The organism is Sulfitobacter sp. GN1-4 (assembly GCF_055693825.1).
On sequence record NZ_JBVFUQ010000003.1, the window covers coordinates 3,145,956 to 3,158,355 of the forward strand.

General features: G+C 56.8%; 12 protein-coding genes. 4 read left to right on the top strand and 8 right to left on the bottom strand.

The features are described 5' to 3' along the window. Positions 1-14: 14 nt before the first annotated feature. On the top strand, positions 15-767 hold the full coding sequence (locus ACZ1HM_RS16100; RefSeq protein WP_472743675.1) for a helix-turn-helix domain-containing protein: 753 nt from the start codon (positions 15-17) through the stop codon (positions 765-767). Positions 768-771: 4 nt separating this feature from the next. On the opposite strand, the gene ACZ1HM_RS16105 is transcribed toward ACZ1HM_RS16100, so the two are convergent. The 7 genes from ACZ1HM_RS16105 to ACZ1HM_RS16135 form a co-directional block, all read right to left on the bottom strand. Beyond that, positions 772-1,470 (bottom strand): SDR family oxidoreductase, encoded by a 699-nt coding sequence (locus tag ACZ1HM_RS16105; RefSeq protein WP_472743676.1) that lies wholly within the window; start codon positions 1,468-1,470, stop codon positions 772-774. Continuing rightward, entirely contained in the window at positions 1,467-3,002 is a 1,536-nt protein-coding gene (locus tag ACZ1HM_RS16110) for an ATP-dependent DNA helicase (RefSeq protein WP_472743677.1), read from the bottom strand. The genes ACZ1HM_RS16105 and ACZ1HM_RS16110 overlap by 4 nt, the downstream gene beginning before the upstream one ends. 153 nt (positions 3,003-3,155) lie before the next feature. Then, positions 3,156-3,791, bottom strand: coding sequence for an acyl-homoserine-lactone synthase (locus ACZ1HM_RS16115; protein ID WP_472743678.1), 636 nt, complete (start codon positions 3,789-3,791; stop codon positions 3,156-3,158). Between the two features lie 194 nt (positions 3,792-3,985). Further along, a complete protein-coding gene (locus tag ACZ1HM_RS16120) occupies positions 3,986-4,705 on the bottom strand; it encodes a helix-turn-helix transcriptional regulator (RefSeq protein WP_472743679.1) in 720 nt (239 codons plus the stop codon). Continuing rightward, complete coding sequence (locus ACZ1HM_RS16125; protein WP_472743680.1) at positions 4,653-4,859, bottom strand: hypothetical protein; 207 nt, start codon at positions 4,857-4,859, stop codon at positions 4,653-4,655. Before ACZ1HM_RS16125 ends, ACZ1HM_RS16120 begins: the two co-directional genes overlap by 53 nt. Before the next feature lie 215 nt (positions 4,860-5,074). After that, the gene (ccrA, locus tag ACZ1HM_RS16130; RefSeq protein WP_472743681.1) at positions 5,075-6,355 is read right to left on the bottom strand and encodes a crotonyl-CoA carboxylase/reductase; all 1,281 of its coding nucleotides are present in this window, start codon (positions 6,353-6,355) and stop codon (positions 5,075-5,077) included. A 140-nt stretch (positions 6,356-6,495) separates the two neighbouring features. Next, entirely contained in the window at positions 6,496-7,866 is a 1,371-nt protein-coding gene (locus ACZ1HM_RS16135) for a 1-acyl-sn-glycerol-3-phosphate acyltransferase (RefSeq protein ID WP_472743682.1), read from the bottom strand. A 268-nt stretch (positions 7,867-8,134) separates the two neighbouring features. Here ACZ1HM_RS16135 and ACZ1HM_RS16140 point away from each other — a divergent pair, with 268 nt between their 5' ends. The 3 genes from ACZ1HM_RS16140 (at position 8,135) to deoD (ending at position 11,543) form a co-directional block, all read left to right on the top strand. Beyond that, complete coding sequence (locus tag ACZ1HM_RS16140) at positions 8,135-10,102, top strand: methylmalonyl-CoA mutase family protein (protein ID WP_472743683.1); 1,968 nt, start codon at positions 8,135-8,137, stop codon at positions 10,100-10,102. An 83-nt stretch (positions 10,103-10,185) separates the two neighbouring features. Then, positions 10,186-10,530 carry an H-NS histone family protein gene (locus tag ACZ1HM_RS16145; protein WP_472743684.1) on the top strand — a complete coding sequence of 115 codons (345 nt, stop codon included), beginning with the start codon at positions 10,186-10,188 and terminating at the stop codon, positions 10,528-10,530. 308 nt (positions 10,531-10,838) lie between these two features. Continuing rightward, the gene (deoD, locus tag ACZ1HM_RS16150; RefSeq protein WP_472743685.1) at positions 10,839-11,543 is read left to right on the top strand and encodes a purine-nucleoside phosphorylase; all 705 of its coding nucleotides are present in this window, start codon (positions 10,839-10,841) and stop codon (positions 11,541-11,543) included. A gap of 6 nt (positions 11,544-11,549) precedes the next feature. Here deoD and ACZ1HM_RS16155 read toward each other — a convergent pair whose 3' ends face one another. Then, positions 11,550-12,395, bottom strand: coding sequence for an urea carboxylase-associated family protein (locus ACZ1HM_RS16155; protein WP_472743686.1), 846 nt, complete (start codon positions 12,393-12,395; stop codon positions 11,550-11,552). Positions 12,396-12,400 lie beyond the last annotated feature (5 nt).

Consider the following 12,400-nt stretch of genomic DNA (forward strand, 5'->3'; position numbering starts at 1 on the left):
TGATAAGGATCGGCATGGTGGAATTTTCCCAAACCCTCAAATCCTGGCGGCAGGCGCGGCGCTACAGCCAGTTGGACCTTGCGCTTGAGGCGGACATCTCTGGCAGGCATCTGTCCTTTCTTGAAACAGGCCGGGCACGGCCCAGCCGGGACATGGTGATGCGTTTGGGTGCCGCCTTGCGTCTGCCACTTGATGCGCACAACCAAATGCTGACCCAAGCAGGCTTTGCCGCGCGCTACGGAGAGCGGAACTGGTCTGACGCGGACATGCGCCCGATCAGGCAAGCAGTGGACCGGATGCTGACCCAGCATATGCCCTACCCCGGTCTGGCTCTGGACCGGATGTGGCGGATTGAACAGGTCAATGTTACGGCGGAACGGCTCTTTGCCGGTTTGGGCATGCAGGTGGGTGACAGCATGATTGACCTGCTTTTGTCAGGCCGGTTGGAAGATATCGTGGAGAACTGGCCGCAGGTGGCGCATCACGCAGCCGCGCGCTTGCGCTCTGAAAGCGCAGCACAGGGCGGTGTGGCAAATCTGGATGAGGCTGTGGCCAAGCTTTCAGCCGTTGAAGGGGCCGCCGCCAATCCAGCACAGCCCGTCATTCCGACCATATTGCGCCAGGGAGAGATGCGTCTGTCGATGTTTGCCACCATCGCCCAGTTTGGAACACCCGAGGACCTGACCCTCGATGACCTGAAGATTGAGCTTTATTACCCGATGGATGATCCAACAGCGGCAGCCTTTGAAGCGATAGCCAAAAGCTAACTGATCATCCGCGCCCGATGTAGGGCATCTTGGTTGCCATGACGGTCATAAACTGAACATTGGCCTCAAGCGGTAGTTTGGCCATGTGCAGTACGGCATTTGCAGCGTTTTCAACCCCCATCGTTTCCGTCTGAGGTGCCAGCTTTTTCAGATTGGCAACCATGTCCGTTTCTGCATTGCCAATGTCGATCTGCCCGCAGGCAATATCAAAAGGCCTACCATCCAGGGACAGAGATTTGGTCATACCGGTGATCGCGTGTTTTGTCGTGGTATAGCAGACGGACCCGGGCCTGGGGGTATGGGCGGAAATGGAGCCGTTGTTGATGATACGCCCGCCGCTTCCTTGTTTGCGCATCGCAGCAAAGGCCAGACGGGCGGCCAGAAACATGCCATGTAGGTTGACCATCATCACCTGTTCCCACTCCGCAACTGCGATTTCGTCAATTGGAGCGGCAGGGCCAAACATGCCTGCGTTGTTAAAAAGCACATCAACCTGGCCAAAGCTGTCGAACGCGGCCTCAAGTGCGGCGGCATCGGTGACGTCTGCGGGCAAGGCCACCGCGTTCTGGTGCGCTGCGGCCATCTCCTCCAGACGGTCTTTGCGCCGTGCGATCAGGCCCACACGCCAGCCTTCGGCCAAAAACAGCTCGGCCACGGCCCGCCCAATGCCCGAGCTTGCGCCGGTGATAATGGCAGATGTCATTGAATGTCCTCCGTCGTTGGATCAAGGGTAAGAGGGGCGGCGGGCACACTGCGCAGATCATCCACGGCCAATGGCCCCGAAGGTTTGGACAGCCTGTTGCGGATCACCCAAATCAGCCGGTCCTGCGCGCGCGTGATGGCCACATAGGCCAGCCGTTTCCACAAAGGCTGCCCGGCTTCTGTCCGCCCCATCCGGGCGGCTGCATAAAGATCAGGTGCGAAAACCTGCACGGTATCCCACTGCGACCCTTGCGCCTTATGAATGGTCACCGCAGCCCCATGCAAAAACGTAGCCCCCATTCGGGCTGCAAAGGGGATGAAGGGTTCTTCTTCGTCCGGCTTTTCAATTTTCACGATGGAAGCGGCTGAGACGCGCGGGTCTTCGGCCCCCATGACGTGCAACCGGCTGAACCCCGGTTTGCGTCCGTCCCCCAAAAAGATGACTTGCGCGCCTTTGATCAGCCCCCGCGCTTCCAGATCAAGACGTTTCTTGCGGTGCTTCAGCGGCAGCTCAATCCCGTCGCAGATCAGCGGCTCACCTGCCAGAAGCGCGTCTTCGGGCGCGCCATGCACGCTGCGAAAGGCGTTGATGAGACGAATGCGTGTGGCGTTGCGCCAGACCAGGACAGGGGACCGGGCCATCAGGTCCACCTCCACCCGCTGGCCCCAAACAACACGCTCATCCTGGCGCGCCTTGTCTTCGATCATGCGCTCAAAGTCTTCGAACGCAAGGCTGGGATCAGCCAACGCATGGGCCAGATCAAGGATCGGGTTGTCCGCCTCTTGCCGGTAAATCCGGTTCAGATGCATCACCCGCTTTTCCGGCAACTTGTCAAAAACCATCGCGCCAGATTGGTTGACCGGCGCAAGCTGGGCGGGATCACCAAACAACAGAAGGGTTGGAAAGATCTCGCGCAGATCTTCGTATTGCTTGTCATCCAGCATGGACGCTTCATCAACAAAACCGATGTCCAGCGGTTCTTCGCGCCGTTTCCAACCGGTGATAAAATCGGACCCACGCAACCCCGCTGCTGCAAGCGCGCCGGGAATGGATTTGTTGGTGGCATAAAACGCAGCGGCGCGGTCGAGCGCCTGATCTGTTAGCCCCTCGACCTCTGGCCGCTCACCTGAGCCTGCCAACCATTCGGCGATACGCTCATATTCGGGGTCATAGACCGGCGTATAAAGAATGCGGTGGATCGTCGTTGCAGGCACCCCGCGCAGGCGCAAAACGCTTGCTGCTTTGTTGGTGGGGGCCAGAATGGCGAGGGTGCGTTTGTCTTTGCGTTTCCGGCTTTCGTAATCGCCCGACACCACCTCAACACCAGCTTCTTCAAGCGCTTTGTAGAGTTCGGCCAGAAGAAGTGTCTTGCCCGACCCCGCCTTGCCCGTGATGGCCATCACCTGATCCGTGCTGCCCGGAGGCGGCATCAGCAGGCTGTCGTTCAGATCAATGCCCGCGCTGCGCAGCAACTCGGTCACGCCGTCAAAGGCTGCCGCTTGATCGTCTGAATAAGTGAGCGCTGTGGTCATGCCCCTGTCTACGCAAGCAGTGCCAAAGGGGCCAGCGGGTTTGCATAGAACCAAGGTCATTTTCAACAGACATGTGTCACGCAACCCTATCAGACGTTCGCCATTTCAGAGGGTTGCGTGATGTTGCCAGCAAGAAAGCAAATGCAGATCGCCTTAAGCAGATTTGGCCAAAGGTTCCGGACAGCTGCGCCCAAAGGCGTCATCAAACCACATCTGCGCACCCCGAACTGTAACACCTGCACGCAAAGCAAGTTGGGTCTGCGCCTCTTCGGAGAAATCCCAAAGACCCACCGAAACCGCAGCACGGCCTTTGCCCTTGGTGCCCAAAACCTCGGGCGAGGCTCCGGTTAAGCGGTAGATGCGGATCATCCGGGCATCAAACACGCCAACAAAGTGTTTGATCCCAAACCCCTGCATCACGCGCCCACCGCCCAGCATCAGGCCCGCCGCCACATGTGCACCCGCCCCGCGTTGGAGACAAAAGCGCGTGCATTCCCAGATCAGCGGACTGCGAATGGGGCCCGTAGTCAGATCTGCGAAGTGATCGTTCACCATAACGGGGCCAGTCGTTGGCAAAAATCGCATAGATCCGCCGTGCGACCCATCGGGGTTTTCCCAGATGACGTAAAGCGGGTTCAGGCTGTCATAGCGATCACGCTCTTCGCCCGTCGCGTCGACCTGAACGGCCCATCCCAGGCGGGTTTTGAATTGGTCAGCGCGGTCGCGGAACATGGACCGGGCAAGTTTTGGATAGTGGTGCAGTTGGTCAGCGTACAAAAAACGCAGCATAGCAAACTCCGAAAAAGGTCAGGATGGGGTATTTGTGAAAGGTTTACTCAGCTTTGCCTTGGCGCGCGGTCAAAGGCGTTGCCCACGCAACGCTGAACGGCTGAGTTGGCCTGTGGGCACTGTTTGAATGCCAAGAGGCGGCGCGAAACGCTGCCTGCCTCCAGCGATCAAAACACTGGCGTTCAAGGGACCTTTCAGACAACGATCAGCCCCCGGCTGAGCGCGCGTGCAACCGCATGGGTTGTGTTTAGCGCCCCCAGCTTGAACCGTGCGCTTTCGATATAGACCCGCACAGTATGCTCTGAGATGGACAGTTTATCGGCCACCTGTGCGCGGCTGTATCCGATGGCGAGCAGGGTCATCGCATCCACCTCTCTGGGCGAGAGGGATTGCGCCAGATCAGGGGTGCGGCTGGGCTCAAGCTCTAATGCTTTTTCGTTGAGGTAGTGCGCAATCAACAAAAGCTCATGCCGGTAGCGTTCGATGAAGGCCGCCCAGGCCGCATCATCACAGCTGTGGTTTGCGGTAAACAGCGCAAACTGCCCGTTTGGCCCGCGCACCGGGATGGAGAAACCCTGGTTGCCGATGCCGTAGGTAAGCGCCTCTGCCTGAAAGGCGCGGGCCGCTTTGGACGACCAATCAAGCTCTTTCCAGTCAACAGGGTGAAACCTTTGAAAACACCCAAGAACAACCGGATCAATGCGCTGATAGTCTTGCGCGATATAGCGTTTCTGCCAGGCCAGCGAATAGGTGCCGCAGCCGTATTGATCCCCGGCGGAATCTACCCAGTGGTAGGCGATGTGATCAATCTTCAGTTCTGAGCACAGCGCTTCTGTTGCGCGCTGCAGGCCGTCAAGCGTGTCAGCGTGCGCCAAGTTCCTCAGGATGCTCTCCAGTTGGCGGCTTTGTCCCATGGGGCTGCGTTTGCATCCTCTGCTCACGGGATGCGATCTCTGACAAAGCAACAAGCGCCGTGTCGTCCAACTGCTCGGCCAGAACCTGCATATCGGCAGACAGCGCATACGCCTTCAGATCAGCGAGCACATCCAAAATCCAATCACTTCGCATTCCAGCCTCGCCTCCAAAAAGTTAACAGAGCATTAACACAACCATAACATGTGTTTACTTTTGCAATAAATTCGCTGAATCCCCCTCCCCAGAAATGGTGAGGCCCAGGTTTTCAACGTATTGAAATGATTGGGCAGCGTTTGGCGCAAAGAAAACCCCGCGAACCGGCATCCGATTCGCGGGGCAAATGTTTCGCGTTTCTGGCGCTGGAAGCCTTACTTCCGCGCGTCCAGTGCGTCTTCCAACGTGCGCAGGCCTGTCGTTGGTGATTGCACCAAGACCGACATGTTGCCCGGCTTATGCTCGTTGCGCATCATCTTCATGTGCGCTTCGGGCAGGTCGTTCCAGGTAAAGACCTCAGACATGCACGGATCAAGACGGCGCTCCAGCATCAGCTTGTTGGCAGAAGCGGCCTGCTTGAGGTGCGCAAAGTGGCTGCCCTGCAAACGCTTCTGGTGCATCCACATGTAGCGCACGTCAAACGTACAGTTGAACCCGGTGGTACCAGCGCAGATCACAACCATCCCGCCCTTTTTCACCACGAACGTGGAGACAGGGAACGTGCTTTCGCCGGGGTGTTCAAAGACCATGTCGACGTTGTTGCCCTTACCGGTGATGTCCCAGATGGCCTTGCCGAACTTGCGGGCTTCTTTAAACCATTCTGCATATTCCGGCGTGTTGACCGTGGGCAGCTGACCCCAGCAGTTAAAGTCTTTGCGGTTCAAAACGCCTTTGGCACCCAGATCCATCACAAAGTCGCGCTTGCTCTCGTCCGAGATCACACCGATGGCGTTTGCCCCCGCGGTGTTAATCAGCTGGATGGCATAAGAACCCAAGCCGCCAGAGGCGCCCCACACCAGAACGTTCTGACCAGGCTTCAGGTCATGTGGTTCATGCCCAAAGAGCATCCGGTACGCCGTGGCGAGCGTCAGGGTATAGCAAGCCGCTTCTTCCCAGGTCAGGTGCTTGGGACGGGGCATCAGCTGCTGGGACTGAACGCGTGTGAACTGGCTGAAAGACCCATCAGGTGTCTCATAACCCCAGATCCGCTGAGAGGGGGAATACATCGGATCGCCGCCGTTGCATTCTTCATCATCGCCATCGTCTTGGTTGCAGTGGATGACCACTTCATCGCCAACCTTCCAGCGCGTGACCTTGTCCCCAACGGCCCAAACGATCCCAGAGGCATCAGAACCTGCAATGTGATAGGGCTGCTTGTGCCCGTCAAAGGGGCTGATCGGCTGACCCAGAGCGGCCCAAACACCGTTGTAGTTCACACCCGCCGCCATCACGAGGACAAGAACATCCTGGCTGTCCAGCTCAGGCACATCGACCACCTCTTGCAGCATGGCTGTGTTTGGCTCACCGTGGCGTTCACGACGGATGGCCCAAGCGTACATCTGCTTTGGCACATGGCCCATGGGTGGCATTTCACCAACCTCGTAAAGGTCTTTCTGCGGTGCGTCGTAATGGGCGATGGATGAATCAAGTGCCATTCCGGCCTCCTGTGTTGATCAGTGTTTCGTGCCGCGACGCAGAATCGCCCCGCTTGCAGGGTGAAATATGGGGCATTACGCAACAAAGCAACCTCTGAACGCGTGATTTTGTAATTTTATGACCGAGCGAGTGCAGAAAATTACTTTGCTGGCGCAGAAACCTCGGGCAGCAAGTGCATTACGGAGTTTGCGTAGAAGACGAACATATGCTCCTGGTCTTGCGCCATGCGCCACATCTTGCCGTCCTCTTGGACCAACGCGCGATGCTGCAACTCTTTAAGCGCGCGTGACAGCGCCATCTCCAGATCTGTTGGGTCAACAACGCGGTTGGCTTCCGGCACGCTCATCAACAGCGCGCGCACTTGCCCCAGCAGATCATCTTGAGACAGCTCAGGGTTTTTCAAAAACGCTTGCGCGATCAGGGGCACGATCGGAACCGGCATCACGTTTTCGATCCGCCCCATCAGATCCTGCAACAGCGTCTCAGATGCGCTGCACTGGCCCGCCTCCCTTAGGGATAGGGGCTCACCGAAAGCGACCGCTGCCGTGCCAAACCGTGTCTCTTGCCGGGTCAGCCGTTGCCAAAGCTTGCGCAGGATGAACCCGACAATCACGGTAATGCGCGCGCCAAACCGGCGATCGCCACGCTTATTCGCGGCAATCAGCACCCGATCTTCCAGGACACGGTCATAATTGATGGCCACCGGCACAAACACCACGTCTCGCGGACCGGCTGGGTCAAACCCTTCGACCAGATAGGACATCAGCCCCATTTTGGGCATTTGCAGCTTGCCCGTCAGGCTAAGCCCGCCTTCGGGATAAAACGCCTGATTGACACCTCCTGCGGTGGCCAACTGAACATACCGCGCCAGCACCTTGCGGTAGAGCGCGCCGCGCGACCGGCGGCGAATAAAGTAAGCACCCAGCGACTTAATCAACCAGCTGAGCGGCCAGACCCGCGCCCATTCACCAACCGCATAAGACAGGGCGGAATCCCGCGCCGCCAGATAGGTGACCAAAACGTAGTCCATGTTTGAGCGGTGGTTCATCACAAAAACCACTGTCGCGTCTTTTGGAATTGAATCGAAAATCTCGCTGTTCTTATCTGACGCCTCAATCCGGTAAACCGATGTCGCCAATAGCCGGGTCAGCCGTATGGCGAAACTGAAATAGGCGAAGGCTGAAAAGCTTGGCACAATCTCGCGGGCGTAAACGCGCGCTTTTTCAAAAGCGACGTTTTCTGGCACCCCGTTTTCCTGAGCGTAATTGACAATCTCTGCCGTCACTTCGGGGTCATACAGCAGACGTTGGATCATGTCATAGCGTCTGGCCAGCTTGAAAGGCTCAATCGGACGCTTCAGCCGGGTGTTCAACCGCTTTACCGCACGTTCCAGCCTTCTACGGAAAAACCAACGAACCGAAGGCAGCAAAAAATGGCTCAGCGCTGTGACTGCCGCAAAAAGGACAATCAGCACAAAAAGCCAAAGGGGAAGTTCAACCGTCTGCGTCATGAACCTTTCCCTTGCCGTCTTGTTCAGGCGGGCGTCAAGGACAATATCGCGGCAAGGCTCAAACCCTCAAGCGGATCAAAGCGCTCTCAGGCTTTTCAAGTCGCAATGGACCGCCGCCCACTCTCGTTCCTAAACGCTTCGCTCATCGCTTGAACTTGCTGCACTGCCCCCGCATGATGCTGCGACGCGGCGAATTGACATTATCAGAAAATGTCTCATATGTAGCCATCAACGCAAGAATGTTGCTGAATGATTCAAGGAGCGCCTGATGACCGAGCAAACCAAAGACCGTCCGTGGCTGATCCGCACCTATGCCGGGCACTCCACCGCGAAAGCCTCCAACGCGCTTTACCGTTCGAACCTGGCCAAGGGGCAGACGGGTCTTTCTGTAGCATTCGATCTGCCGACGCAGACGGGCTATGACAGCGATCATGTGTTGTCACGGGGCGAGGTTGGCAAAGTGGGTGTGCCCGTCAGCCATCTGGGCGACATGCGCACGCTTTTTGATGACATCCCCCTTGAGCAAATGAACACCTCTATGACGATCAATGCGACAGCCCCCTGGCTTTTGTCGCTCTATATCGCTGTGGCAGAAGAGCAAGGTGCCGATGTATCCAAGCTGCAGGGCACCGTGCAGAATGATCTGATCAAAGAATACCTGTCCCGCGGCACCTATATTTGTCCCCCTGCCCCGTCGCTAAAAATGATCGCTGATGTGGCCGAATACTGCTACACCAACGTGCCAAAGTGGAACCCGATGAACGTGTGTTCCTATCACCTGCAAGAGGCTGGCGCGACACCTGAACAGGAGCTTGCTTTCGCTTTGGCAACAGCGACAGCGGTGCTGGATGCCCTCAAACCTCGGGTCCCCGAAGAGGATTTCCCGGCATTGGCAGGCCGCATTTCGTTTTTCGTGAACGCCGGTATCCGCTTTGTCACTGAAATGTGCAAAATGCGCGCCTTCGTCGATTTGTGGGATGAAATTCTTGAAACGCGCTATGGCGTGGAAAATCCGAAATACCGCCGTTTCCGCTATGGCGTTCAGGTGAATTCTTTGGGGCTGACTGAACAGCAGCCCGAAAACAACGTCTACCGTATTCTAATCGAAATGCTGGCCGTGACACTCAGCAAAAAGGCCCGCGCCCGCGCGGTGCAATTGCCCGCCTGGAACGAAGCGCTTGGCCTGCCGCGCCCATGGGACCAGCAGTGGTCGATGCGGATGCAGCAAATCCTGGCCTATGAAACCGACCTTTTGGAATTCGACGATCTGTTTGAGGGCAACCCAGCTGTCGATCGCAAAGTCGAAGAGTTGAAAGACGGTGCGCGCGCTGAATTGGCGTTGCTTGATGACATGGGCGGCGCAATTTCAGCAATTGATTACATGAAAGGCCGCCTGGTTGAGAGCAATTCGGATCGCCTTGGCCGAATTGAAGCGGGTGAAACCGTCGTGGTGGGCGTGAACAAATGGCAGCAGGGTGAACCTTCGCCCCTGATGACCGGCGATGGTGGCATCATGGTTGTCGACCCAGCGGTTGAGGCTGAACAAATCGACCGCCTGAACGCCTGGCGCGCAGATCGGGACGACGCCGCCGTCAAAGCTGCCCTGGCCGACCTGCGCGCAGCCGCAGCGGAGGGACGCAATATCATGCCAGCCTCAGTTGCTGCGGCAAAGGCGGGTGTGACAACCGGCGAATGGGCCGCGCAGATGCGGGCCGTGCACGGCGAATACCGCGGGCCAACTGGTGTGGCCAAAGGCCAATCCAACAAAACCGAAGGGCTGGATGATTTGCGCAGCGCCGTGGATGCAGTCAGCGACAAATTGGGGCGCCGGCTGAAATTCCTTGTCGGCAAACCGGGCTTGGATGGTCATTCAAATGGAGCTGAGCAAATTGCCGTGCGCGCACGGGATTGCGGCATGGATATCGCCTATGAAGGCATCCGTCTCACGCCCTCTGAAATTGTTGAAGCAGCTCGAAATGACGAAGCGCATGTTGTGGGGCTTTCCATTCTGTCAGGCTCTCATATCCCGCTTGTTGAGGATTTGATGGCACAAATGCGGGAGGCCGGAATGGGTCATATTCCTGTCATTGTAGGCGGCATTATTCCCGATGATGATGCAGCCAGGCTGAAGGCAATGGGCGTGTCCCGCGTCTATACGCCCAAGGATTTTGAATTGAACATGATCATGCAGGATATTGTAACACTGGCGGACCCTGCCGCCGTGGCCGCCGAATAGACGGTTACAAAAAGATCATTTCAACTTCGTTTCTAATTCATTAACCACTGTCTCGTATTGAAATCACGAGACAGGAGAAAATGATGTCGATCGATTTGAAATCTATGTCGCGTAAAGAGTTGGAAAAACATCTTAAGGATGTGAAAAAGGCACTTGCCAGTGTGCAAGCGCGGGATCGGCGCCAGGCCAAAAAGGCAGCGGAAAAAGCAGCCGCGGAATTTGGCTTTTCTCTGGAAGATTTGGCCGAAGAACAAAAGGCCGTTGCTAAAGCACCAAGAAAAAAGGCAAAAGCGCCGGGCCCCAAAGCAAAACCGCGTTTCGCCAATCCAGCAGATCCAAGCCAAACGTGGACGGGAAAAGGGCGGCAGCCGAATTGGTATCGCGCAGCGGTTGAAAGTGGGAAATCCCCAGACTCAATGGCAATCTAATTACCACTCAGCTTAGATTTGTGTGGGATTGGCAAAACGCTAACGCTCCAATTTTCAAATCAAAACAACTGAGTTGCGATTCTAATTTCACCAATGGCGTGTAGATTTGGATAACAAGTCCCGCTCTGGTAAATTGAAATGTAATGAAGGGGAAACATTCGTTTCCCCTTTTTTTGTTGCGGTGGCAGGCCTTGCCCTATCTCCTTTCACCCCATCAGATTGCGGGCGGGGGATGATCTTTCTTTGCTGAGATCAGTGTTCGGCACCAAGTATCTGCGCTATAAGAGCAGGAACAATAGGAGGCCTTTATGACTGTTCACATCGGTGCCAAACCTGGTGACATCGCCGAAACCGTTTTGATGCCTGGCGATCCTTATCGCGCAAAGTGGGCAGCCGAGACGTTTCTCACAGACGCCAAGTTGGTCAACGAGGTACGCGGCATGCTGGGCTTTACCGGCACCTGGAAAGGCAACCGGGTCACCATTCACGGATCGGGCATGGGCATGCCCTCTTTGTCGATCTACGCAAATGAATTGATCACCGCGTATGACGCACAAACGCTGATCCGCATCGGGTCTTGTGGCGGGATGCAGGCCCATGTCGGCATTCGTGATGTCATCATCGCGATGACAGCGAGCACGATCACATCGCCCTCCACCGGTATTCTGAAAGAGCTGAATTTCGCACCCTGTGCCGATTGGTCCCTGCTGCGCGCCGCTGTTGCGGCGGCTGAGGCGAAAGACTGCAAGACGCATGTGGGCGGCATCTATTCCTCAGACGTATTTTATGCTGAACGCCCGGATCTGGATGAACAGATGGTACGCCACGGCATCTTGGGTGTCGAAATGGAAGCGGCTGAGCTTTACACGCTAGCTGCGCGGCATGGACGGCGCGCCCTGGCGGTTCTGACGGTGTCGGACCATCTGCAAACAGGTGAGGCATTGCCTTCCGAAGACCGCGAACGCAGTTTTGGTGACATGGTCGAAATCGCGCTTGAAGCCGCTTTTGCGTAAACCCTGTTACCGGCCGTGGCTTCTGTCATATCCGTTCAGAGGGTTCTCGCCCCTTTGGGCCAGCACATCCATGGAAGGTTTGAAAACCTCAACCAACAAAGGATAACACTGCGCCTGATCTGAGGAATGCTCCGCCGAGCAATCGCCGCCGGGACACGCACTTAGGCCGCCCAGCAGGTTCATTTCAGCAAAAAACTCCAGCGTGTCGCCGGGCCTGACGGGGCTGGCCTTCATGAAATACTGCCCCGTATCCCGCGTGAACCCAGTGCACATAAAGACGTTCAAAACATCATGGACATGCGGCTCAGCCTCAAGCAGGGGCATGCCTGTGTGATCTGCCAAAGCGCGTGTCAGGTTGGAGTGGCAGCAATAATGATACTGCCCTCCCTTCAGCAGGTTGTGGGTATAGGGATCGCACCGCGTGCCAATCACGTCATGGACCGAACCGCCAAAGGCGTCGATGCCGTACCAACCAAGGCTGTCGTGCGTCAGCGTCGCCATCGCGCGCATGCCGGGAAAGCTGCTCCACATCCGCTGGCCGGTGGTGATGTGCGTGCCGTGCAATGCGCGGGTTTTACCGGAATAGAACCGCTCCTTCAGGTCATCCGCATTCCACAGGTTCAGATCCCCAACTTGGGAACCCTGCACAGAAGTGATCCGAAAGAAATGCCCGGCTGGCACCTCAAAACACCGTGCATCCCGCGGTGGAACAAGCACCTCATCGGTTTTCTCCATGTCGGCGCGCGCCTCGGCATATAGCGCCATGGGCGCAGGCGGCAGGGTTTCGGGCGGATAGCAAATGACCGGGCGGATCGCACGGCGCGCGTCTGCGTCTTTTGGGGTGTCTACCATCTGGG